The 23,953-nt window shown below is 38.8% G+C and carries 21 protein-coding genes and 1 riboswitch; of the genes, 9 read left to right on the top strand and 12 right to left on the bottom strand.

Annotated elements, in window-relative coordinates:
• Positions 1–78: 78 nt before the first annotated feature.
• From NIZ91_06225 to NIZ91_06215, 3 genes are all read right to left on the bottom strand, one after another.
• A complete protein-coding gene (locus NIZ91_06225; GenBank protein ID USY56248.1) occupies positions 79–738 on the bottom strand; it encodes a transcriptional regulator in 660 nt (219 codons plus the stop codon).
• Positions 739–1,160: 422 nt separating this feature from the next.
• The gene (locus NIZ91_06220; GenBank protein ID USY56247.1) at positions 1,161–2,324 is read right to left on the bottom strand and encodes an ABC transporter permease subunit; all 1,164 of its coding nucleotides are present in this window, start codon (positions 2,322–2,324) and stop codon (positions 1,161–1,163) included.
• Position 2,325: 1 nt separating this feature from the next.
• A complete protein-coding gene (locus NIZ91_06215) occupies positions 2,326–3,063 on the bottom strand; it encodes an ATP-binding cassette domain-containing protein (GenBank protein ID USY56246.1) in 738 nt (245 codons plus the stop codon).
• A gap of 167 nt (positions 3,064–3,230) precedes the next feature.
• Here NIZ91_06215 and NIZ91_06210 point away from each other — a divergent pair, with 167 nt between their 5' ends.
• The 4 genes from NIZ91_06210 (at position 3,231) to NIZ91_06195 (ending at position 7,658) form a co-directional block, all read left to right on the top strand.
• On the top strand, positions 3,231–3,929 hold the full coding sequence (locus NIZ91_06210; GenBank protein ID USY56245.1) for a LytTR family DNA-binding domain-containing protein: 699 nt from the start codon (positions 3,231–3,233) through the stop codon (positions 3,927–3,929).
• A gap of 12 nt (positions 3,930–3,941) precedes the next feature.
• Positions 3,942–4,874, top strand: a complete 933-nt coding sequence (locus NIZ91_06205) for a GHKL domain-containing protein (protein ID USY56244.1) — start codon at positions 3,942–3,944, stop codon at positions 4,872–4,874.
• A 191-nt stretch (positions 4,875–5,065) separates the two neighbouring features.
• A complete protein-coding gene (locus tag NIZ91_06200) occupies positions 5,066–6,367 on the top strand; it encodes an NCS2 family permease (protein USY56243.1) in 1,302 nt (433 codons plus the stop codon).
• A 115-nt stretch (positions 6,368–6,482) separates the two neighbouring features.
• A complete protein-coding gene (locus tag NIZ91_06195; GenBank protein ID USY56242.1) occupies positions 6,483–7,658 on the top strand; it encodes an MFS transporter in 1,176 nt (391 codons plus the stop codon).
• Positions 7,659–7,810: 152 nt separating this feature from the next.
• On the opposite strand, the gene NIZ91_06190 is transcribed toward NIZ91_06195, so the two are convergent.
• Positions 7,811–8,098, bottom strand: coding sequence for a hypothetical protein (locus NIZ91_06190; GenBank protein ID USY56241.1), 288 nt, complete (start codon positions 8,096–8,098; stop codon positions 7,811–7,813).
• A 318-nt stretch (positions 8,099–8,416) separates the two neighbouring features.
• Here NIZ91_06190 and NIZ91_06185 point away from each other — a divergent pair, with 318 nt between their 5' ends.
• Positions 8,417–9,217, top strand: coding sequence for a VOC family protein (locus NIZ91_06185; protein USY56240.1), 801 nt, complete (start codon positions 8,417–8,419; stop codon positions 9,215–9,217).
• 382 nt (positions 9,218–9,599) lie between these two features.
• On the opposite strand, the gene NIZ91_06180 is transcribed toward NIZ91_06185, so the two are convergent.
• On the bottom strand, positions 9,600–9,848 hold the full coding sequence (locus NIZ91_06180) for a hypothetical protein (protein USY56239.1): 249 nt from the start codon (positions 9,846–9,848) through the stop codon (positions 9,600–9,602).
• A 68-nt stretch (positions 9,849–9,916) separates the two neighbouring features.
• Positions 9,917–10,018, bottom strand: a riboswitch (SAM riboswitch).
• 265 nt (positions 10,019–10,283) lie between these two features.
• On the opposite strand from NIZ91_06180, the gene NIZ91_06175 reads away from it, so the two are divergent.
• From NIZ91_06175 to lepB, 3 genes are all read left to right on the top strand, one after another.
• Positions 10,284–11,027: a M48 family metallopeptidase gene (locus NIZ91_06175; protein ID USY56238.1), complete on the top strand. Its 744-nt coding sequence runs from the start codon at positions 10,284–10,286 to the stop codon at positions 11,025–11,027.
• 189 nt (positions 11,028–11,216) lie between these two features.
• Positions 11,217–11,540 (top strand): lipopolysaccharide assembly protein LapA domain-containing protein, encoded by a 324-nt coding sequence (locus NIZ91_06170; GenBank protein ID USY56237.1) that lies wholly within the window; start codon positions 11,217–11,219, stop codon positions 11,538–11,540.
• A 592-nt stretch (positions 11,541–12,132) separates the two neighbouring features.
• Positions 12,133–12,687, top strand: a complete 555-nt coding sequence (gene lepB / locus NIZ91_06165; protein USY56236.1) for a signal peptidase I — start codon at positions 12,133–12,135, stop codon at positions 12,685–12,687.
• Positions 12,688–12,712: 25 nt separating this feature from the next.
• Here lepB and NIZ91_06160 read toward each other — a convergent pair whose 3' ends face one another.
• On the bottom strand, positions 12,713–13,108 hold the full coding sequence (locus NIZ91_06160) for a VOC family protein (protein ID USY56235.1): 396 nt from the start codon (positions 13,106–13,108) through the stop codon (positions 12,713–12,715).
• A 590-nt stretch (positions 13,109–13,698) separates the two neighbouring features.
• Between NIZ91_06160 and NIZ91_06155 the strand changes: the two genes are divergently transcribed.
• Positions 13,699–15,045, top strand: coding sequence for a hemolysin family protein (locus NIZ91_06155; protein ID USY56234.1), 1,347 nt, complete (start codon positions 13,699–13,701; stop codon positions 15,043–15,045).
• A gap of 93 nt (positions 15,046–15,138) precedes the next feature.
• Here the strand turns inward: NIZ91_06155 and NIZ91_06150 are convergent, their stop codons facing one another.
• The 6 genes from NIZ91_06150 to NIZ91_06125 all read right to left on the bottom strand — a co-directional run bounded on the left by NIZ91_06150 (position 15,139) and on the right by NIZ91_06125 (position 23,790).
• Positions 15,139–16,026: an alpha/beta fold hydrolase gene (locus NIZ91_06150; protein ID USY56233.1), complete on the bottom strand. Its 888-nt coding sequence runs from the start codon at positions 16,024–16,026 to the stop codon at positions 15,139–15,141.
• 129 nt (positions 16,027–16,155) lie between these two features.
• Entirely contained in the window at positions 16,156–17,727 is a 1,572-nt protein-coding gene (locus tag NIZ91_06145) for a bifunctional metallophosphatase/5'-nucleotidase (protein USY56232.1), read from the bottom strand.
• A 118-nt stretch (positions 17,728–17,845) separates the two neighbouring features.
• Complete coding sequence (cydC, locus tag NIZ91_06140) at positions 17,846–19,555, bottom strand: thiol reductant ABC exporter subunit CydC (protein USY56231.1); 1,710 nt, start codon at positions 19,553–19,555, stop codon at positions 17,846–17,848.
• A complete protein-coding gene (cydD, locus tag NIZ91_06135) occupies positions 19,552–21,282 on the bottom strand; it encodes a thiol reductant ABC exporter subunit CydD (GenBank protein USY56230.1) in 1,731 nt (576 codons plus the stop codon). Before cydD ends, cydC begins: the two co-directional genes overlap by 4 nt.
• Positions 21,283–21,433: 151 nt before the next feature.
• The gene (locus NIZ91_06130) at positions 21,434–22,447 is read right to left on the bottom strand and encodes a cytochrome d ubiquinol oxidase subunit II (protein USY56229.1); all 1,014 of its coding nucleotides are present in this window, start codon (positions 22,445–22,447) and stop codon (positions 21,434–21,436) included.
• A gap of 11 nt (positions 22,448–22,458) precedes the next feature.
• Entirely contained in the window at positions 22,459–23,790 is a 1,332-nt protein-coding gene (locus tag NIZ91_06125) for a cytochrome ubiquinol oxidase subunit I (GenBank protein ID USY56228.1), read from the bottom strand.
• Positions 23,791–23,953: the final 163 nt, after the last annotated feature.

Raw genomic sequence — 23,953 nt, 5'->3', positions numbered from 1 at the left:
ACTTCTTAAAACATAGTATTTTCTTTTTTCAGAAAAAAAGCCATAAAAAAAACATGCTTGCAATAAGCGTAAGCATGTCTAATACGTGAATAATCCTGTTAAAAACGTTCGCCATTTGGGAGGCTTTTTCGCAGCTGCAAACTGACTGTCTTTTAAGCGTGTTTCCAACTCCTCTACTTTTGCTTGGAGCTTTGTCATCTTTTTCGTTAACTGATCAATCTCTTTTCGGTGCTCAAGAAGCTGAAACGTTACCACTTCTCCTGCCTTTTCTTCAGTTCTTTTTTCATTTTCAATCAAGCGCATTAATAGCTGGTCAATTTGACGCTGCATTTCTTGATTAGGCTCTTCCACTACTTTATTCTTCACAGACTGATAGGCTTTAAGCGTTTCTTGCAGTACAGCTACCTGAGCTTCTACATCTTGTAGCTTTTGATTGTCCGTATCATCAGCTGCTATTGAAGCTGCTACTTCTTCATGAGCTGACCACTTATCGTAAAGTTCATCCATTTGCTTTTGAAGCTGCTCAATACGATCATCGCTTGCATCAACTACTTTCACGATCGCTTGTCGATTCCGATTATTCTTAAACTCCTCAAGCTTTATAACATTTTCTTCCGTAAACTCCCAGTGTCCAGCATCATTTCGTTGAATATCAATTTCTGCAAGCTTTGCCCACTTTAAAACCGTACTCGGATGAATTCCTAACTGTTTGGCCACGTCAAGCGTTTTTATTGCCATCGTAATCCCTCCATCTTCTTGTTATACTAGCAACTTCGCTACGAAACAAAGATTCCCTTCATTCGTGACAAAACTAGAAGGGATTCGGCAAAGAAAGTGGGAATTCAACAAAACAGAGAATAAGACATCACGAAATGATTCCTTTAGAAAGATGAAGCATGAAGTTTCTAAACAAGTTAGGTGTAAGAGTAAGTGCATTTCATTGCGCTACAGCCACTCGCTTTCCGCGGGGAGGAACCTGAGCCTCCTCGCTTCGCTGCGGGGTCTCAGCCTTTCCTCTAATTCCCGCAGGAGTCTAGTGTCTTACGCTCCATTGCATTCTTTTTTAATTTTGTTTTCTGAATAAAAAACTGAATTGCTTGAATTTCACCTCTAACAGTTCCCATATATCATTGACTGAAACACTTATGTCCTAGACTTTATTAAGATTTACCAAGCACCCATTTACTCTTTGAAAATAAAATATTCGCAACCGCAAACAAACAGGCAATTACTACTCCTATACTAATCGTGACAAGCCCTATACTTGTTATGTCGAATACACCGTATAGTAGCTGTTTAATAAGCGCATATACGTTATAAACCGGTATAAGAAAATCAATGTTAGTAAATTCGTTAATGGATGTACCCACCAATAGAAAGTATGGAATGAATGCAAGCATAAGAACAGGTGAAGCATAGTTTTGCGCTTCCTTAACCGTATTTGCTAATAGGCTGAAAATAGATAGTATCATGCCTACTAGTAAGGAAAATAATACAATGCCAAGAAATAATGAAAGGCTAAATATCCCCAAATGACTGGACAGATCTAATGCATTTCCCAAATTTTTCGTAAAATATTGAATAAATACGATAAATGTCACTAAAGACAGAATACCACTTACCATGCCAAGTGTTGAAATAGCTAGCCACTTTCCTATAATTAGATGAATTTTTTTTACTGGTGTCATTAATAAAGCTTCCATCGTATTTTTTTCTTTTTCACCAGCAAACATATCATTTGCTGAAGGGAGACACCCTGCTATAATCGTCATAATAATAAGAAGAGGAGCAAACATAGAAACCATTCCAAGTGAACTATCTTCACCATTTACATTTTTTGCTTTGATTACAAACGGCGAGAGCGTTCGTTTATCCACCTCTAATTCCAGTAGCTGTTCATTTACTAAGCCTTTTTGCTGCTGTTCTAATAGTGCACTTACATAGGCATTCGCAGCATCTCCTTTCCCACTTGTAAGATCACTGTATAACGTAATTTCGGGAGAATTTAAGTTTGTCATTTGCTCAGAGAAATTTTGACTGGCTCTTATTGCAATAGAAGCTTCTCCTTCTTCAACCGCTTGTACTGGATTTTCAACTTTCATAACTTCAATACTTTTATCCTGCTTTAACCAACTAGTAACATGCCCGTCAGCTTGTTCACCAATGGCCACTGTAATTGATTTATCTTCTTTACCTGAACCATACGAGTCTACAAAATATAACATTCCTATATTCATGACCATTGGAATCAATACACTGAGATAAATGGTTTTCTTATCGCGTAACGAATCCAGTAATTCTTTTATATATACATGCCAAATCATGTTAAACCCCCCTTATAATACGAGACATAAAGATATAGTTTAAATCTCTGCTTTCTTCTTCTTCATATAGAGATTCATTTGTGCCGTGATATACCATTTTTCCTTTGTGTATCATAATGACAGATTCACAGAGCTGTTCAACTTCCTCCATTATGTGACTGGAAAAGATAATAGTCCTTCCTTCTTTTTTCAAACTTCGCACCAGCTCACGAAACATATTAGCAGCCGTAATATCAAGACCGGTCGTTGGTTCGTCAAACAAGATAACGTCTGGATTATGTAGAAGCGTCCTTGCAATTGCTACCTTTTGACGCATTCCTTTTGAAAATCCTCCTACTTTTCGATCCAAATAGTCGCGCATGCCGAATCGCTTCGCTAACTCTTCAATCCTTACTTTTGTTTCATGTTTACTCATTCCATAAAACTTTGCAAAATAAGATAAGTTTTCCCTTGCCGTCAAGCGGTCGTACAATCCCGTTTCCCCTCCGAACAATACACCCATTCTTTTTTTTACTTTGTTAGGATCTCTATGAATGTTAATACCTTCAATGAAAATGCTACCTTCAGATGGTTCCATAACGGTTGAAATCATTCGCAAAAGCGTCGTTTTCCCCGCTCCATTTTCACCTAAAAGGCCCACAACCTCTCCTTTTTTTATCTTGACGTTTACACTTTGAACCGCTTGAATTTTTTCTTTTTTTTCAACAAAAAGTTTAGATACACCCTTCAGTTCAATCACCTTTATACCCCTTTCCGTTCTGTTGATTGGTTTCATTTTACAAAAGAATATGGAACAAAACACCGAACCTGTCATTAAAAGGTCATTTCCTGTCACGAAGCGTCCCTTTTCACTTCTCAGACATGGTAAAATAATGAAGAAACTTTTAATGCATGTGAGGGTCTGATATGAAGGTTGGATTAGTAGATGATGAAAAGTACGATTTAGAAAAGTTAAAATTATCGTTAAAAAACGCAGATAATCTTGAAATTATTTTTGCAACAAGTGATGCTGAAGAAGCGTACGAAGAAATTAAAAAAGACGAAATTGACTTGCTCATTACAGATATTGAAATGCCTTTGCTTTCAGGATATGAATTAGCCGATTTTATAAATAGCTACGCGCTAAATATTAAAGTCATTTTTGTTACGGGCCATACAGGCTTTGCGGTACACGCTTTTGAATTGAACGTTTTAGACTACATCATGAAACCTTACTCGAAAGAGCGATTATTTAAAGGCATTAATCGATTTTTACAAATTAACGAACCTCAAGGTAGGAAGGATAAGCTTGTCTTAAAACAAAAAAATGAAATGCAAATCATTGATAAAAAAGATATTATTTTTGCTGAACGAACGGGAAGATCAACTACAATTTTTACAACAATAGGAGACTATTCTACTTATCTATCGCTAAATGATTTAGAAAAAGAGCTCAACAAGTCTCATTTCATGCGTTCACATCGTGCTTTTATTATTAATGTTCAATATGTAAAAAATTTTTCTCTCTATACGAAGCACTCTTATTCAATTTCATTTCAACAAACGAACCAAACCGCCCTAATCACTAAAAGCAATTTAGATCGTTTACAGCGGAATTTTTTCTAAAGGAGCTTTTTTATGAAGTACCTCTTATCGATAACTACTCTATGCTCCACTGTTATTTTGCTTAGCAAGCCCCTACCTGCTATCGCTCTTGCATTTATATGGACAGTAGTTTGGACCAGCGTGTATATCTATATAAAACAAGTTACGTTTGAGATTTCTATTTCATTGGTAGCATTTACTTTGTCAATTTGTATAGTAAGCGGTATATGGATTTCTGATTCCTCTATTGTGTCGCTGCTGCTGTTAGCTGTTTTATTAATTTACTATTTCGAAACGGCGAAACTCCATAAACAAATATACCTGACGAATAAGCGTGAAATGGCAGCAAGCTCTGAGCTTTCAAAGACGAACGACTCGTTTCAACAAATACGAGGAGAGCGACATGATTTTATGAAACATATAAGCGCTGTATCCTATCTTATCGATAGCAACCAATATGAAAAAGCTAATGAGTATATTAAACACTATGTCGACGCACTGTATAACACAAATACATACATGAAAGGGGAAAGCGGACATATCGCTTCAGTTCTATATCAATGGAAGCAGCAGGCAGTTCAACATAACATCGAGCTAGTATTTCAGCTTGATTACCCACTGTCACAACTTCCTATTTCAAAGCTTGATCAAATGAACTTGCTAATCAATCTTCTAGAAAACGCCTTTGATGCAGCTATCTGTACTGATAAAAAGCAGATTAAAATTACATCATTTGTAAAAAGTGGTATTTACATACTGGAAGTGACCAATTCAACCCCATCACTCTCTAATGAACTTCAGGACCAACTCTTTAAACAGTTTAATCAAACCACCAAGCTAGGTAGCCACGAAGGTCTTGGTACATTTGTCATTCATGAACTAGTTCAGCAATATAACGGTTACTTAGATTACCTTTATCAAAACCAACGATTAACCATTAAAGTTAAATTTCCAATTGTTGTTTAATTTTCTTCAATGAATTTGCTATTAATGGTACAAACTATGGTACAAACTAATGATGCATACTAGAAAAAATTCATCCTATGAAATCCTATGTAAAATAATATTCTTTTTTAATTAAATGTCTTGCATTTATCTCTAAAAACGAATATTATATATCATGTTGCTTTTAATGTTCGTTATTTTTGGAGGTACTTATGTTTAAGTTACGAGAAGCTAACACGAATGCTAAAACAGAGGTTTTAGCTGGAATTACTACATTTTTAACAATGGTTTATATCGTGGTTGTAAACCCTGTAATTTTATCAGATGCAGGTGTACCATTTGATCAAGTATTTATGGCAACCATCATTTCAGCTGTGATTGGTACACTGTGGATGGCACTTGCCGCTAATTATCCAATTGCAATTGCGCCAGGTATGGGATTAAACGCATATTTTGCATACTCTGTTGTCGGTTCACACGGTAACATCGATTATAGAATTGCTTTTGCGGCCGTGTTTGTCGCAGGTCTTATTTTCGTTATTTTGTCGCTCACGCCGTTTCGTGAGAAATTAATTGAAGCCATTCCAGGAAACTTAAAGCATGGAATTACAGCTGGTATTGGCCTTTTCATCGCCTTTGTCGGCCTTCGTTCAGCAGGTATTATTGTCGCAAACGAATCCAATCTTGTTGGCTTAGGAGATCTTCAATCTCCTGGCGTTGTACTTACTTTAGTTGGATTGGCTATTACGATTGCGTTATACGCAATGAATATCAACGGCGCGTTGTTTTTCGGTATGCTCATTACAGCCGTTATCGCCCTTTTCACAGGTCAACTTTCTTTTGACCAAGGATTTGTATCTGCCCCTTCTCTACCAGAAGGACTTTTAATTACAAACCCGCTAACTGCGTTTGGTGACGTTATTCAGCATGGTTTGTATGCTGTTGTATTTTCTTTCTTACTAGTAACCATTTTTGATACGACAGGTACAATGATTGGTGTAGCACAGCAAGCAGGATTAATGAAAGATAACCATATGCCAAAAGCACGTCAAGCTCTTCTTGCAGATTCTTTCGGTACATCAATTGGTGCAATGTTTGGAACAAGCCCAACAACTGCTTTCATTGAATCTTCAGCTGGTGTTGCTGCCGGTGGACGTACAGGCTTAACTGGCGTAACCGTAGCTCTTTTATTCATTGTTGCTGCATTCTTCAGTCCGCTTGTAAGCGCCGTTTCAGGTATTGCAGCGATTACGTCTCCGGCTTTAATCATTGTAGGTAGCTTAATGATGGGCTCTATTGCAAAGATTAACTGGAGTGAGTTTGATGAAGCATTTCCTGCGTTTCTTGTCATCTTAACAATGCCTCTGACATCAAGCATTGCAACTGGAATTGCGCTAGGATTTATCTCACATCCACTAATGAAGATTGTAAAAGGTAAAGCAAAAGAGGTTCATCCACTTGTTTATGTATTTGCTGTCTTATTCTTATATCAACTTGTGTTTTTACCACATTAAAAGCGGTGCTTATGCATCGCTTTTTATTTTGAGATCCATTGGATTTAAGTGGCATCTCTTTCGTTATTTGGTATACTGAATATACAGAAAACGTCTTCATTGAAAGGAGCTTCACATGAAAAAACAGCTTGGCACGCTTATGTTTGTCTTATTTATGATCTTTGTCGGATTCGGCATCATTATTCCGATTGTGCCAGAAGTCATTCGCACAACTGGAGCTAGCTCGGTTAACCTTGGACTTTTAATGGCAAGCTATTCCATCGCATCTTTTCTAACCGCTCCATTTTGGGGGAGTCTATCTGACCGAAAAGGTAGAAGACCCGTTCTTCTGACGGGCTTAGTTGGATTTAGCGCTAGTTTCTTTATTTTTTCATTTGCTAATGACTCACTCGTTCTGATGTACATATCACGTATTCTTGGAGGTTTATTTGCCGGAGCGGTTATTCCATGTGCATTTGCTTACGCTTCTGATATTACTACGGAAGAAAATCGTACAAAAGCAATGGGGCTTTTAGGAATGACGATTGGGCTTGGCTTTATTTTTGGACCGGCGTTAGGTGGATTGCTATCGTCCGTGAGCTTATTTTTCCCGTTTACCATTTCAGGGATATTAGCACTGATTATGACAACCTTTGCTTTTTTCGCACTGCCAGAATCACTGCAGCGAGAAAAGATTTCTCAGGAAAAGAAAACTACGCTGCAAGATTTCAATACGGATTTTAAAGGCGCAATGAAGTATTTATATTTACTCTCCTTTTTTGGAACGTTTACGCTTGCTGGCCTTGAAGCAACTTTTCAATTTTTTCAAATTGAACGAATTGATGTAACCCCTACCATGATCGGCTGGATGTTTATGGCGAGTGGACTTACGCAAGCTGTTATTCAAGGCGGCGTTTTACAGCGCTTTAAGCAAGGAAATGAAAAAAAATTAATTGCTGTTGGGTTAATTGTCTCAGCTGTCGGATTTGCGTCCATTTTATTTTCATCCAATTTATTTAACGCAACGGTTTTTCTTTGCATCTTTACGGCTGGTAATGCCCTTATTCGCCCTTGTGTACTCGCTCTGATTACCCTTAAAACGAATATTGGCTACGGGTCAGCTTCAGGTATTAATTCATCAATGGATAGCTTAGGAAGGATTTTCGGGCCTCTGATGGGAGCTTTCGCTTTTGAACTAAACAGCATGTATCCATTTTTGATTGGAGCGATATTAACATTTAGTGCGCTCCTTCTGCTTCAGCGTCATATTACACTGGATTATTCACCCAATGAAATAACGCCTAGCTCTTAAAAAGAAAAGACTTTAGTCTTATTGGCTAAAGTCTTTTCTTTTTAAGAACATATAAGCAAAACTAAAACCAGCGCCAATCTTTCATTTCGACACTGCTTTTTAAAACGTAACTGCTTCAGTGTATACGACCTCTTTGTTCTTATCGAATATTTTCACCATATACTTACTATCCAATGCTTCTTCAATTGAAAAGAATTGAGCGATTCATTTTTTGCTAATTCAAGAGAATCAAGTAGTTCGCCTTTGTCTCCGTATAAGTTCACTTTTTTTACATGAGGTACTTTTTCTAAGGAGCGCATTACTCCTATGTAGTTACCTTGCTTTCCTTCCAATGTATTAATTATACTATCTTCCATTCCCTTTTCGAATTTCAGATTGGCGTGACCGTCAAATTCAATAACGCCAAATGTGTGATTGGCTGTTTCGTAAAAAGCTAGCAATACGCTTTCACTAGGTTGCGGCGTTGTTTACAGAAGCACGTTTAATTTTTCTAATTATTTATATTCATTAAATTCCTCCGTTAATTTCTCTTGTTGGTTACTGCATGCTGATAGACATAGAAGAGAGAGGGTGAACAAACGTCCAAATAGCTTTTTGAGACGAAACCTCCACTTTTAATTACCTTAATAACAATATTTTTACATAAATTAAAAAATATGTTTTTTATATAACTTTTATACGCTGAAAATGGAAGAACTTCTTTGGCCTTTGTTCATAAAAGATTTATACTAACGTCATAGCACAAAGGAGGTTTTTTGATGGATATTTACTTTGATCATCTCGTTCATTTCTCCCCAGACCCTCATCAAGCTCAGCGTGATATGAAAGCACATGGCATACAAGTAATTGAAGGAGGGCAGCACGAAAGCTGGGGAACATATAATACCCTCGCTTACTTTCAACTTTCTTACATTGAATGGTTAAGTTTTCATTCACTGAATACACCACCTGGTGCCACCAATACTCCACTGATTCATCGCTTACACCAAGAACAAACTTCTACAGGACAATTTGGACACTTGGCATTTCGCACCTCAAATCTACACATGCTTCAACAACAGCTTTATGAAAAAGGGTTTCACATGGATACAATTATTGATGCTTCTCGTAAAACAAAAAATGGAGAGCTCTTGAAGTGGAAAATGGGCTTTCTAAAAGATCCTAACCCATCCTCTCTTCCTTTGCCCTTTTTTATCGAGTGGGAGCAAAGCGATCAAGAGCGCATAAAATCCCTGCAATCTGCATTTGCTCATCCATTAGGCTACCTTCATATGGATGCTATATACTGCGCTGTACACGATGTCAAGGCCACTGCTAGGAAGTGGGCTCACTTATTGGATGCTAACATGGGGGAGAGTTACAACGACCCATCGCTTCAAGCTACCTGCCTAAAGCTATATACAAATGATGTAACATTCATTTTTTCCCAAGCAAACCAAGGCATTGTAAACGATACGTTATATAAAGTCGGCGAGCGACCTTTTATTGTAAAATGCACAAATAGCAACGTGGAAACTAACTGTAAGGTTCAAGGCGGGACGTTTTGGTTCAGAAAATAACGAAAGAGCTTATATCGCGTTTCTCGCTCGATATAAGCTCTTTTTTCTTTGGCGACTTATTCCTTCAGCACATAAGAAAAAGCGTAGAAACGAGCTCCTACGCTTTTATTCATCGTCCTCTAAGAAGTCCAGTACGCGATCAATAAATTGTTCGCTACCTTCATCATTTCCATGTTCAATCAACAGCTCCATGCTAAACCTCCTTTTTAAATTGTTCGAATATTCTTGTTTTATACCTTACCACAATTTCAACCAAGTTGTAACGGTTATTTTGTGTAAAAATTTCGACAAATACCCTCCCTTTTCAACGAAAAACGAAAAGAAAGAAGATAAGCATCTTACCATGATTGTAGACATGACTGCAATTGATATGAATACAGCTTTAAGCGTATGTACCTTTTAGCCATCCAACTCGCTTCAATTTTGCTATGCAAGCTTCTTTTAAGTCTTCTTCTGTGTAGCTCTCCACTACTTTGCAATCAATTCCAATAGCGTACGTATCTTTCTCGCTCTTCACGACAATTTCGTAAAACGTCTCAAGCTTTCTACAGGTCAAATCATTAATTTCCCTCAATTGCTTTAAAACATCGTTTAGTACTTCTTCATGATTCTTTATAATTGTTTGTGTCATCCGTATCTCTCCTTCTACTAAAATTAAAAAAGCTCATTTTGCTTTAGATGCAAAATGAGCTTTCACCCGTCTTATCACCCAAAGCTAATGCTTTGCTGGTAGGAGCACCTTACATTGGTAGGTTGCTGTGGAGTCGTAGAGCCAGATCTCTCGTCCACTCGTGATAACTTTTTAAATTAGATTTCATTATACCAAATATCTCCTGTTTAGCAAGGATATTTTTTAAATTTTTCTTTTTTTCAGTTTTGTCACTCTTTTTAATCTATGCGTAGTAAAGCAAGAATATTTTCTTTTCTTTACGTAAAAACTAATAAAAAACGTGATGTAAGTCATTAATTAAGCTCTCAGCCTTTTTTTCTGATTATTCTTTCATTTGACCAAACTCTACCTTTGCTTATAAAATGAAGATTTGTAGAAAGGAGCACGAAAAACTATATGTATACGTATCAAATTGGCAATCAAACAATTGACTACAAAATTAAAGTCGTTCCAAATAAAACCGATATTACGGTCCAAATTTGTGACAATGAAGGGGTAACCGTAATTATCCCACGAGGCCTAAACGAGCACAACGTTCGCTCTGTTATTTCTCGTAAAGCGACTTGGATTTTAAAACAACTCAACGGTGGTAACCAACCAACTGAAACAAAAAAACCGGCTGCAAAAAAAGCTGAAAAAGCAAAAGCTGAGAACAAACCTACAGCTGCACCTAAAGCAAAAACGGCATCTTTTGAAAACGATGACAAATTTTCATATTTAGGCCGTCAATATCGCTTAAACATTGTTCGTGATGATGTTGAGCAACCTGAGATGACGTTCCGCGCTAAATTTATCGCAACAGTGCCATCATCTTGGTCTGAACAAGAAACAAACGAAGGAATTCAAAGCCTTTTAACAGAATGGTACCAAGGACGAGCAGGTGAAAAATTCAACGAAGCATTAAAAGCAGTGAAAAAGCAAGCAGCAGATGCACCTGACTCTGTAGCGTGGAAGGAACTGCAAGATACATATGCAACGATGGAAAACGGTGAGCTAGTATTAAACTGGCGTCTACTTCTAGCACCATTAACAACAATTGAATATGTGATTGCTTCACAATTTACAGATGCAGACTCATTATTTGAAGATGCAACAGAGCGTAAACAATGGTTAGAAGAAAACAGCTTACAAGCATTCTAATCAGCTAACAGCAAAACACCCATCCTAAACCAAACAAAGGATGGGTGTTTTTTTTACAATTTGTGTTTTATTAAAACTTAATGATAATAAAAAATGTTTATAGTTGAATAATATAGGTTAAGTATATGTAAAGGCAGTATAAAATTTAATTTTGCTCCTTTATCTATCTTCAGAAAGGATGTGCACCTAATGAAAGGACAAAGCTTTTTCATTTTAGGTCTTATTTTCGCTCTTATTATTGCTATCTTAGCTGTCATTAACAATGAGCCAGTTCAATTTAACTACGTCTTTGGCTCACAAGACTGGCCACTTATTTTAATTATTTTAACATCTGCTGTATTCGGTGGTGTCGTCGCTGCTTCGCTAAGTTTTGTTAAAATAACTCAGCTTAAAAGCAAAAACAAGCAACAAACAAAACGAATTGCAGAACTAGAAACGCAAATAGCCGCTCACTCAGAACCACAAGCTGATCCAGAAAAGCCTCTATCAACGCAAGGGGAACCATCAGCTTAATATATAAGTATACAACCCCCCTGCCTTCCCAGCACTACGGGAAGGCAGGGGTTTTTGGTCTTTCTTCCCCCTTATGATCATTCATTAACTAAAGGATGTATCAGCTATGTCAGTAGCCTGTGAGTGAAACGGGAAATGCGTGACTCCTGCAGGACTAGCGAGCGCTCTGAGACCCCGCAGTTTACGAGGAGGCTTAGACCGAGCCCTGCGGAAAGCGAATAAGCCGAAGTGGAAATCACGACTCATTGCGTGCGTTCTTTCCCTCTTCCACACCCAAACAACACATAGAGACTGCTCGTGTTCTATTCCAAAAGCCCGTGATTGGAACGGAGGATGTGAGACTCCTGCAGGACTAGCGAGTGCTCTGAGACCCCGCAGTTTACGAGGAAGCTTAGACCGAGCCCTGCGGAAAGCGAACACGCCGAAGTGGAAATCACGACTCATTGCGTGCGTTCTTTCCTTCTATGAAAATATAAATAACCCCATATACAAATGGAAATCTTTAGCCAACAATGGTACAATCAATTCTGTTCTTTATTCTTCTAATATCATTTAACCAAACGATTTACTTAACAAAGAAGGTGCTCTTATATTGAGAAAAACTCGCATAAAACGAGAAATCATAATCTATTGCTCTATCGTTCTCGGAACGCTTCTCTTTTCTCTTATTGTGCAACAGTATTTCTTTCAGCCTTATACCGTTAAAGGAGACTCTATGAATCCTACGCTTCAAGAAGGCAACCGCATTATTATTAATAAACTAAGCAACTATCAACGCTTCGATCTCGTCGTTCTTCACTCTCCCCATGACCAGGACGAGTATCTCGTTAAACGAATAATCGGTGTTGCAGGCGAAAAGATTGAATACATTGATGACCAGCTCTATATTAATAACCAAGAAGTAAGTGAACCCCACTTACATAAATACCTACAGCATATCCCAACATACGAACGCTTCACCGAAAACTTCTCTACCGAAGAACTCGTAAATGACGGCACCATTCCTCACGGTTTCGTACTTGTACTTGGAGACAACCGTCGAATAAGCCGCGATGGCCGACACTTCGGATTAACACCTGTCTCGGACATTGTTGGTGAAGTCAACGTGAAGTATTGGCCTCTCACTGATATCAAACTAATGCACTAAAAAAGGAGCGGTGTCCGCTCCTTTTTTAATCCCCCTTCTCTTCGTACAGCTCAAGTGGAAGGCCGTCTGGATCTGCAAAAAACGTAAATAATCTTCCAGTTAACTCATCCACTCGAATTGCTTCTACTTCAATGCCTCTGCTCTCTAACTCTACTTTTGCTGCTTGAACATCTTCAACGGCAAACGCCAAATGTCGAAGACCACACGCCTCTGGTTGTGATGGACGAGACGGAGGATTTGGAAACGAAAACAACTCAATTTGCACTCCCGGCGCTAGCTCTAAGTCTAGCTTATACGAGTCACGATGCTCTCTATATGTCTCTTCTAAAATACGTGCTCTTAGCTTTTCTACATAAAAAACTTTCGATTGCTCATAGTCACTTGCAATAATTGCTACATGGTGAATTCTCTTAAACTCCATTCTTACCCCTCCTATGTAATCAATGCTTTCATGATAACCGAGCACTTATAAAAAGAAAAGAACCATTTACTTTTTTAGGAAATTTACTTTCTTCTTAATCTTTTACTCATTAAATTGTTTTTTGTCATCAAACATAGTTTTATAGTATACTATTTTTTAAATCAATTTTTGAGCGACTATACTATTTATTTCTATTACTACTTGAAAGGAGGTGGTTTTCTGATGGGGTTGCGATGTATAAAGTTAGCAAACTTGCAGAGATGGCATTTATAACAAAGTGCACGATGAATTATTACACAGAAGAATTACTCGTATATTTTCGTCTTATTGAAGCTTTGAAACAAAGAGGACGTTTCTTTAGAAACAGTAAGCAACAATTAGAAAATACATCCCCTATAGAAAACAAGTCCTCCTTCATAACGACGAGCTTACGCACAAACAACGTCATGAAGAGCGCAGGTGAAAAAGGTGCTGTTGGGCAATGTTTGTCAAAAACATTCTCACGCACTCGTTTATCATGCTCTCGGCGTAATTTTGATTATTTACAGGAGGTGTTTACTTACTTTGCTCACGCAGAGTAAGTATGTTCATTGATAACCATTAATTTAATTTTAGTTGCCTTTTTAATTGCTTTAACTGCTTATTTTGTTGCGACAGAGTTTGCGATTGTAAAACTTCGTAGCTCTCGTGTCGATCAGCTCGTAGCAGAAGGTCGAAAAGGAGCGGCTGCAGTAAAAACCGTAACAACTCACTTAGATGAGTACTTATCAGCATGTCAGCTCGGTATTACCATTACAGCACTCGGGTTAGGGTGGCTGGGTGAACCAACGGTTGAGCGCATTCTGAACCCTGTGTTTGCTGACCTTGGGGTACCGTCTTCCGTTTCACACGTGCTTTCGTTTGTAATTGCTTTTGCGTCAGTTACGTTTTTCCACGTCGTTGTCGGAGAATTAGCACCGAAAACGGCAGCAATTCAAAAAGCTGAAACGGTGACGCTTCTATTTGCACCACCGTTAATTGCCTTTTATAAGGTCATGTTTCCTTTTATTTGGTTACTTAACGGCTCAGCTCGCTTATTAACAGGCTTATTCGGGTTAAAACCAGCCTCAGAGCACGAGCTAGCACACAGTGAAGAAGAGCTTCGCATCATCTTGTCAGAAAGCTACAAAGGTGGCGAAATTAATCAATCTGAATACAAATATGTAAACAACATTTTTGAATTTGACAATCGTGTTGCTCGTGAAATCATGGTACCACGAACCGAAATAGCCGTTGTTTCTGAAGACGATACGATTGAAGAATTTTTAAAAGTAGCCGTAGAAGACCGCTATACTCGTTATCCAATTACCATTGATGGAGATAAAGATAATATTATCGGACTTGTGAACATCAAAGAAATTCTAAACGATGTGGTTTTAAATGATGCTGTGCGCAATCAGCCTGTCAAAGCATATATGAAACCAATTATTCAAGTCATTGAATCGGTCCCAATTCATGATTTACTACTATCCATGCAGAAACAGCGTACTCATATGGCAGTGCTAATTGATGAATACGGCGGTACGGCTGGGATTGTAACGGTTGAAGATATCTTAGAGGAGATTGTTGGCGAAATTCGCGATGAGTTTGATACAGATGAAAAGCCATATGTTCAAAAGGTTAGTGAACAACACTTTATCTTCAATTCAAAAGTACTGCTTGATGAAGTGAATCAGCTGTTAGACATTGAACTTGAACATGAAGATATCGATACACTTGGTGGCTGGATGCTTGTTCAAAACATTGATATTCAAGAAAATGAAGCCTTAACTTTATATGGGTATGAATTCACAGCAAAAGAAATGGATGGACATCAAATGAAAGAAGTGGAAGTTCGTCAATTAGCTCGGGAAGAAAGTGAAACAGCACAACCGGAAACTACAGAGGTTGAAGTGTAAGAAAGCATTAAGTAAATAGAGCTTTGACTAATAGAAAAGGGTTTAAATCATGAAAATAAACTGATTTAAACCCTTTTTTCTATTCAACGATTATTACCTGAAATAATTAACAATCGTTTGATTAAACTTATCTTTTTCTTCCTCTTGTAAAAGCAACCCGCTGTCTTTAAAAATTGATACCTTTACGCTCGGATTTAGCTGAACAAACTTTTGCAAATTGCTAATGGGATTAAAGCGTGCTTTTTGTCCCCATAAAATAAGAACTGATTGAGTAATAAACGGAAAAATCGCTTGAATATTAATATTAGCAAAACCAGCTACGAATGAAGCAGGAGCATAGTTAGCATTTGGACACTGGTGAGATGCTCGGTAAAAATCTTCTAATACTTCTTCAGTGACAAGCTCTGGCTTTGTGTAAAACAATGTTTTCAACTGATATTCAATACTTTCTTTAGAAGAAAAAGCATTGTAGACACCATTTCCTACAAAAGGCTGTGTAAACGTATTAAACGTTGTTAGACTGGATTCACACGGTTCGGTATCATTACTCCCTATTCCAGAAGGCGTAATAAGAGCAATCTTTCGAATTAACTTTGGATAATAGTAAGCCACGTATAAACAATACGCAGCAGGTAAGTCCCGGCTTAACACATAGGCTGGCTTTTGAATAACTTGCTGTATAAATTCAGCAATTGCCTGTATGAACACGGTTGGCTTATAGACGATAGGCAACTTTTCTGAGCGTCCAAAACCGGGTAGCTCTAATGCATATACTTTAAAATGCTTAGCCAATACATCTATATTTTCTCTCCAAGTAGCATTTGATGCCCCTAAGCTTACGCTATGTATGAGCAATAGAGGCTTGCCTTCTCCTCTTACAATATAATACAACTCTCCTACATTGCTTTTAAATTTCTTTTCTTCCCCACCTAAAAAATTTCTTGGAATCGACAAACAAAGGGGTTCATATAAGGTGCTCATCTCTTACTCCTTTCACCTTGACTTTCTCCACCTTTTCAATTTATGATATGTCCCCGTAGATTATTTCTTTTCATCAGTAAAAGCATGCTACATGTTGGGTTTAGCACCAATCCTCTTTTTATATTGTTTTTATTGATTCGTAAAGCTCTTTAAATTAACCTCTTCAAAATGCGTAGCTACAGCGTCTACTACAAGGGGACCTTTCTGTAACACTTTTGTACGTTTGAATTTTGAAAAGCCATCTCCACCTTCTTGTAAGTAGTTTGATAAAGCAATCGTATACGTTTGAGTCAGTTCAATCGGCTCACCGCTTTCTGCTTTAATTTCTTCAATCCGCTCACCAAACGGCGCTAATTCATTCCATTCCACTGTAATGCCAGCTGTTTGTAAAGCTGCATCATATTTTTCACTCCACTGCTGCTCTAATACTTCATATAGCTCCTTACCTGTTAGCTCAATTTTGACCAGGTGATGCTCAAAGGGAAAAGCCGTATACAACTCTTTTTTCGTCACGTCTCCCTTAGGAAGGCTTGCTCGAATTCCTCCATGATGGACAAGTGCGATATCCGCCTGCATTTCTTTTCTGCTTGCTTCTGCCACAAGCTGAGCAAGAGGCGACTCAGCCCGCTCATTTTTTTTACGCGTCAGCTTATAAGGAAGCGTTCCGATAGTTTTACCTGTATGCGTACCAAGCTGATCCTTATACGCTTGTAAAAGCGTCATTACCTTTGGGTCTGGCTTTACAGATTCATGTTCTACAGGTACAATTTCCGCTTGTTTGTAGGTAATCTCTTCAGTACGCTTATCAATCCCCAGCTCAACTTGTGAAAAAGCTTTTCCATAGGAGTAAGCCTGAACGAGAAGTTTATCATCAACAATGGTATTAGCATACTGGTGATTGTGAGCTCCAAACATGACGTCTACTTCATCATCTACTTTATATGCCATTTCAGCTAAATCTTCCTTTGGATTACCACCGTTTTGATCTGAGTTTACTGCAATATGTGCTAGAACTACAATGGAACGTACCCCCTGCTCTTTCAGTTGCTGTGCACTTTTATTAATGGCATTTACTTCATCTGTAATTACGACTTCTTGGCGGCTATTTGACAGTACAAAATCGTTTGTATCCGTCGTGACAACTCCAATAAAGCCAATCTTGATTCCATTTATTTTCTTAATGATATATGGGGGAAACACAGTTTTTCCGGTTTTTTTATCTAAAACGTTGGACGAAATGTACTTTGCCGTCGCTCCTTTAAAGCGCCCGGTTTTTTCATGATATCCACCATGAATTAAGCGTTTCATTTCTGCTACTCCACGATCAAATTCATGGTTGCCTGGAGTACCAATATTAACGTTTAGCAAATTCAAGAATTCAATTGTTGGTTCATCATTAAATAACGAAGAAATAGGAGGACTCCCACCGACCATATCACCGATGTGAACGAGAAGCGTGTTCGGGTTTTTTTCTTGGTATGCTTGTAAATGAGAAGCGAGATATTCAGCTCCTCCTACTTTCTTGCCCTGGAGCTGCTGGTATTGATCTAACTGACCGTGAAGATCGTTTATACCTAAAAGCTGTACGTGGATTAAATCATTAGATGAGGCTGTAAAATGCGTTTGAAAAGCATGGTGATACGTAGTAAACAATAAGATGCCTACAAGTAAAAGCATCGCTACTCGCTGAAATAACATCATTTCATATCCCCTCCTCATGCTGTTACCGTTAGGCTATCATAAAAGCATTAAGGAAATATGAACCATATGTAAAGACGAACATAACAAAAAGCGCATCAGTTAACCTGACACGCTTTTATCATGAAAATAAAATACTTTTTTCGACTTGCTTTAACTGATAAAAGTAACCTTGCTTACTCATCAGCTCAGAGAATGACCCAACTTCAACTACTTTTCCTTCATCCATAACCATAATTTGATCCATATGTTCTAAACCAGCAAGACGGTGACTAATGAAGATAAGCGTTGCGTCCTTTGCTTTTTGTGTTAGTTCACCAACCACTTTTTGTTCCGTTAGCAAATCCATTGATGAGAATGGCTCATCCAATAGCCAAATTCGACCTTTTTTCAAAAAGGCTCTAGCCATTGCTAACTTTTGACGCTCGCCTCCAGATAGATTTTCACCTTTTTCTAATATACGATCATCAAGCTCATACGCATGTAGCTCCACTGCTTGTAACGCTGCTTGTAACTCAATATCAGACGCGTCATCATTTGCGAGCAGGAGGTTTTCACGAACCGTTCCGTAAAAAAAGTGGTTTTCCTGCATCACGACATTCGTATAGTTCCACAAATCCTCTTGTTCAACATTCGCTAAGCACTCTTGATTAATAGCTATGGTGCCTGAGGTAGGCTCGTACAGCTTGACGAGTAGCTGAAATAAAGTAGATTTGCCACAACCACTCGGTCCCACAATTGCTGTTTTTGAGCGAGCTGGAAACGTAGCAGAAACATCATTCAGTACGTTGCGATTTCCATAAGCAAATGATAGATTTCTCACCTCTATGTCCATCGGTTCATCTTGAAGAACTGATGAACTGGGCTTCTCTACTTCTTTCACGTTGCCCGTCACGGAAAACAGCTGCGCCGAAGAGCGGCGGCTATCTTCAAAGTGAGTCGGAAATGCAGACATTGGAACGGCATACTCAAATACATTCAGACCGATCATAATAAGCATCGCTAAAAATAACCCGTCCAGTTCCCCTCGCGTGACGTCATAAACACCTACTAAGGTTACAGCCCAGCACACAAACATGGAAATGACTAAGCTCCACGATTGGCTTGCGTTTTCTGCTTCTTGCTTTCGTGCTTGAGCGCGCAAATAACGCGTAGATAATCCCGTGAGCCTTTCTTGCTTTTCCTTTACTTTTTGGTGAACTTTTAAATCTCTAAATCCGTATAAAAACTCCGCTGTTTCTGCCGATAGCTCACTTCTTAACTCTTGAGTAGAGGCTTTTAAGCGCTGCTGCCTCCACGCTGCAAGCACTGGTACAACAAGTCCTGTTAGGAGCATTCCCGCAGCAAGAGTCAGGCTAATCCAAACGGAGTAAAATGATGTAAAGAAAATCGTGCTAATGAATACAAAGAAAAAAACAACTGGCGGGTAAAATACGCGCAGGAAAAAGTTTTGTAAATTTTCTACGTCTCCCACAATTCGTGCCAATAAATCTCCGCTCCGATATTGATGAAGTACGCTTGGCATGAGCGGTTCTAATTTTTCAAAAAAGCGCACGCGCAGATTTCCGAGAATTGTAAAAGTTGCTCGGTGTGAATAATAGCGCTCCGCATATTTGGTCACAGCTTTTGCAATGCCAAACAACTTTAAAAGCGCAAGCATAACCGTTAACGTATACAGCGGTGGAATAAGGGCTGCTTTGGAGATAACATACCCACTTGCACCGAATAAAGAGATGCCGATAATCCCTGCTAATACACCGAATATCGTCGTATATACAATATCCTTTTTTTCTTTCAGTACAATTGTGCTGATGGTCAGTAAGTTTCTCATCTAACACTCTCTCCTTGCTGTGCTTGCATCATGTGACGGTAGCTGGCAACGCGCGTCATTAATTCATGATGCGTTCCTGAATCAATCACTTTTCCCTCTTGCAAATAAACGATTTGATCTGCATTTCGAATCGTATAAAGTCGGTGAGCAACGGTAATCATGGTTGCTCGTTCACTTAGTTCTTTAATCGAAGATTGTAGAATTTGTTCGGTTACTAAATCCAGACCGGTTGTTGGTTCATCAAATACAATAATAGAAGGTTGTTTAATAAAGGCTCTAGCCAACGCAAGGCGCTGTTTCTCACCGCCAGATAAACCTCTTCCCCCTTCACCTATCAACGTATCAAAGCCCGCTTCCATTGACTGAATAAGAGGTAGGAGCCCCGCTTTTTCGGCTGCTTTTATAAGTTCTGCTTCCGTCACTGGCGTTTGTGTACCAAGGCAGATATTTTCTTTAATCGTTCCAGAAAACAAATAAGGATGCTGAGAAATATAGCTGATGGCTTCAAACCAACTGCTTTCACTAATGTCAGCTCGCTGTTTTCCGTTAATGATTACTTGTCCTTGTGTTGGATCAATTAAGCCTGAAATCAATCGAAGTAGCGTTGTTTTTCCCGATCCGTTCGGGCCGATAATCGCTACTTTTTCAAACGGTTTAATGGTTAACGAAACGTCTCTTAATGAAAATGTTCCTTCTTGATACGAAAAATGAACATCATTCAGCACGATAGGAGCAGGCTGATCTTGTTTTAATTTATTATTCCCCCACTTTACTCCGCGTGCGGAAGCAGCAAGCTCTTCTTTGATTTTATTCGTTGCTCCGATGCTACCTCTTCCAGCGTGAAATGCACTACCTAAATCTCGAAGCGATAGATAAAAATCCGGTGCTAGAATTAAGATAAAGAACGATGCGAAAAACGTAATGTTTTCAAATACCACAAGACGTAACCCAAGCTCAAAAGCAATGAGACCAACGCTTAGCATCGCAATAAATTCAAGTGCCAGCGAGGATGAAAATGCTGTTTTTAAAACATCCATTGTCGCATCACGAAATTCAAAACTCTTCTCTTTCATCTTGTCTTTTTGTAACTTTGCTTTTCGCATGAGTTTCAGCGTTGTTAATCCTTGCAAGACATCGAGGAAATGACCTGAAAAAGCCGTCATTTTTTCCATTTGAACATCCGCTTTTTTTTGCGTTTTTAACCCGATTACAATCATATAAATCGGGAAAAATGGTGCGGTTATCATCATGAGTAACCCTGAAAACCAATGCTGCGTAAACACGGCAAGCAAGATAATCAACGGCAAAATGCTCGTTTGGATGACCTGTGGAATATAGAAACTAAAGTAATTATCCACTTCATCAATCGCATCCATCGCTATGCTCGCTTTTTTACCTGTTTGGCCGCTCAACGACGCTTGCAGAGGGTTGTTTGCGTATTTTTCCAAAAGCTCTTCTCGGATTTCCCCCTTCACTTTTTCACCCAGCTTAATTCCTAGTTTTCTTGATAGGTAGATAAACAGCACACGAGCAATTAAGACAATTAGTAAATAAACAAAAGAAGGAAGCACGTCTTGAAACGACGCGTCCTTCAAGAAGATTTGGTCGACGATGTACACAAAGAAATACGCTTGGCCAACTAACATCACACCGTTTAACACCGATGATAGGATGAGCGGAACCATCATTCTTTTATGTGCAAATGCTCGTTTTCTCAGCAGCTCCATACACAATCGGTCTCCTTACATTTAGTTAGCAGTACTTACTGATAAGGGCTTTTTCCTTTTGCCCCCCAGATGAACAAAAATACAATTGCACCAACCACAAGCAAAACAGGTGCTATCATAATTAAAAACGTATTCACATTCCGTCCCTCCTTCACTTCTTACCCTGCACATACTCGTTATCAAATAGAAACAGTCGCATCAATAAGTATAATGATGGAACGAGTAAGCAAAGCCCTGCAACAAAGGAAATGATAAGCGTGATGGCCATTGTATCGTTTGTGAAGCTATCATAGATTGTTACGTGCGGATAGAGTAAATACGGCAAATGCGCCGCTCCGTATCCGTAAAACGCTGTGGCAAACTGCAGCATAACAAAGATAAACGATAAACCGAGACGCTTTTTCTTCCAAATAAAATAAACAGCTCCCACAAAGAACAAGAATGACAAAGTAAATAACCACGATACATCTAACATTTTCGCAAAGTGTTCGCTGTTATGATCTGACATGGACCAAAATACAAGGAAGCTAGCCAAAATCGTAGGTGTGCTCCAAAACAATGCATATTTACGCAAGATACGAAACGCCCCTTCATCTCCTGCTTTGTGCGCGTAAAAGGTTAAAAAACAAGCGGAAATATACAGAACGCTCACTACTGCAAGAAGCACAACAGCCCATGAATAAAAGCTGGTGAACAGCGCCCCGTAGTCAAGCGAGACACTTGTACCGTTTAGCTTAATATAACCACCCTCTGAAATTGTCAAGACGATGGAAAGCGAAGCAGGAATCAAAAGTCCCGTTGCTCCGTATAAAAGCTGGTAGCCTAAGCGCCCTTTGTTTCCATAATGATGAAACGCATAGTAAGAACCACGAAGCGCAATTAAGATGATGGCGATGCTTCCAGGAACCAACAATGCCGTTCCGTAATAATACGCAAGCGACGGGAAAAAACCAACGAGTCCAACATAGAAGAAAATTAAGAATACGTTAGTCACTTCCCATACTGGAGACAAGTAACGGTTGATGACTTTTTGTACAACATGTCCTTTTCCCGTCACCGACGCATAGTAGTTAAAGAAACCTGCTCCAAAGTCAATGGAAGCAACGATTAAATAGCCATATAAAAATGTCCATAGTACGGTGATACCAATTACTTCATAGCTCATAGTAGTCCTCCCTATTCAATCCCGCGTTTTTTTAATTCTTTTTCAACAGGATTTGCTCTAAAGGTACGAATCAGAACCGTCACAGCCGATACAATTAAAATAACGTATAAAGCAGCGAACAAATAAAGCATAATATCAACGTGCTGAGACGTTGTCGCTCCTTCTGCTGTGCGCATAACGCCTCGAATGATCCAAGGCTGACGGCCTTCTTCTGTAAAGAACCATCCTGCTTCAATCGCAAGCATCGCTAGCGGTCCACCGGCTACAATTAAGCTAAGAAGCGGTTTGTTAAGCGGATTCCATGATTTTTTCTTTTTCATTACAATGTAAATAAATGAAATAAGCGCAAGTCCCATTCCAATTGCAACCATCAAGTCGAACATATAGTGAACAACAAGTGGAGGCCAATCTTCTTCAGGATATTCTTCAAGCCCAATAACTTCAGCTCCTGGAGTTCCGTGTGCTAAAATACTGAGCGCATACGGAATTTCAAGCGCGTACTTCACTTCGTTATCTTCGGTTAAAATACCACCTAGAATTAATGAAGCTTCTTCCATTGTTTCAAAATGCCATTCAGCTGCTGCGAGTTTTTCAGGCTGGTAGTTTGCTAAATATTTACCTGATAAATCTCCAACAAGTGCCGTTACAATGGCAAATACAAACGCCACGACCATTGATAAATGCAGCGCTTTTTTATGATAAACGTGATCTCGTCCTCGTAAAATCGCAAAAGCTGCAATAGCTGCAAGCACAAACGCAGACGTTAAATACGCGGATGATAAAACGTGCGACACTTTTGTCGGCGTCGCCGGGTTAAACATCGCTGCGATCGGGTTAATATTTGACAACACGCCGTTTTCATACGTGAAGCCAAGCGGTGCGTTCATAAATGAGTTTACCGTTGTAATAAAGAAACCTGATGCCGTTGCACCAAGCGCAGCTGGAATTAGCAGCAGCAAGTGGTACATTTTGTTTTTGAAGCGATCCCACGTATATAAATAAATTCCGAGGAAAATAGCTTCAAAGAAGAAAGCAAATGTTTCTAAAAAAAGCGGAAAGCTAATCGTTTGACCAGCTACCTGCATAAAGTTTGGCCATAGTAAACTTAGCTGCAGCGCAATTGCTGTACCTGTCACAACACCAACAGCTACCGTGATGATATATCCGCGTGCCCATCTTCTAGCAAGTAAGTGGTAGTGCTCATCGTTTCGTTTAATTCCTATCCATTCAGCAAGTGCAATCAAGAGCGGAACTCCGACTCCTAATGTTGAGAAAATCGTATGCACAGCTAGTGTTAAACCGGTTAAGATTCGACTATACAAGACCGGATCATACTCAAACACAAACATTTCCTCCTTTATGTATGAAGAGAATTCTCCCTTCTCTTAGCAGATTGTAGCCCTTAGTATAAAAACTTCTTTTATAGTTGACCATACAGTTCACCATTTTGTTAAAGTTTGTTCACAATTTCACAATCTTAATTTCGACACAATTTTAGAAGGTTCT

It is taken from the genome of Bacillus sp. 1780r2a1 (genome assembly GCA_024134725.1).
GTDB classification, from domain to species: Bacteria; Bacillota; Bacilli; order Bacillales; family Bacillaceae_H; genus Priestia; species Priestia aryabhattai_A.
The sequence above is the reverse complement of the archived record's forward strand: the minus strand, read 5'-3'. Positions and strand labels throughout refer to the sequence as shown.

Bases quoted from the DNA above. Each gene is read 5' to 3' on its own strand.
- NIZ91_06145 (USY56232.1), bottom strand. From the start codon at position 17,727: ATGATGTTATTTCAGCGAGTAGCGATGCTTTTACTTGTAGGCATCTTA.
- NIZ91_06195 (USY56242.1), top strand. From the start codon at position 6,483: ATGAAAAAACAGCTTGGCACGCTTATGTTTGTCTTATTTATGATCTTT.
- NIZ91_06180 (USY56239.1), bottom strand. From the start codon at position 9,848: ATGACACAAACAATTATAAAGAATCATGAAGAAGTACTAAACGATGTT.
- cydC (USY56231.1), bottom strand. From the start codon at position 19,555: ATGAGAAACTTACTGACCATCAGCACAATTGTACTGAAAGAAAAAAAG.
- NIZ91_06225 (USY56248.1), bottom strand. From the start codon at position 738: ATGGCAATAAAAACGCTTGACGTGGCCAAACAGTTAGGAATTCATCCG.
- NIZ91_06220 (USY56247.1), bottom strand. From the start codon at position 2,324: ATGATTTGGCATGTATATATAAAAGAATTACTGGATTCGTTACGCGAT.
- NIZ91_06170 (USY56237.1), top strand. From the start codon at position 11,217: ATGAAAGGACAAAGCTTTTTCATTTTAGGTCTTATTTTCGCTCTTATT.
- NIZ91_06185 (USY56240.1), top strand. From the start codon at position 8,417: ATGGATATTTACTTTGATCATCTCGTTCATTTCTCCCCAGACCCTCAT.
- NIZ91_06175 (USY56238.1), top strand. From the start codon at position 10,284: ATGTATACGTATCAAATTGGCAATCAAACAATTGACTACAAAATTAAA.
- NIZ91_06205 (USY56244.1), top strand. From the start codon at position 3,942: ATGAAGTACCTCTTATCGATAACTACTCTATGCTCCACTGTTATTTTG.
- NIZ91_06150 (USY56233.1), bottom strand. From the start codon at position 16,026: ATGAGCACCTTATATGAACCCCTTTGTTTGTCGATTCCAAGAAATTTT.
- cydD (USY56230.1), bottom strand. From the start codon at position 21,282: ATGGAGCTGCTGAGAAAACGAGCATTTGCACATAAAAGAATGATGGTT.
- NIZ91_06160 (USY56235.1), bottom strand. From the start codon at position 13,108: ATGGAGTTTAAGAGAATTCACCATGTAGCAATTATTGCAAGTGACTAT.
- NIZ91_06200 (USY56243.1), top strand. From the start codon at position 5,066: ATGTTTAAGTTACGAGAAGCTAACACGAATGCTAAAACAGAGGTTTTA.
- NIZ91_06130 (USY56229.1), bottom strand. From the start codon at position 22,447: ATGAGCTATGAAGTAATTGGTATCACCGTACTATGGACATTTTTATAT.
- NIZ91_06210 (USY56245.1), top strand. From the start codon at position 3,231: ATGAAGGTTGGATTAGTAGATGATGAAAAGTACGATTTAGAAAAGTTA.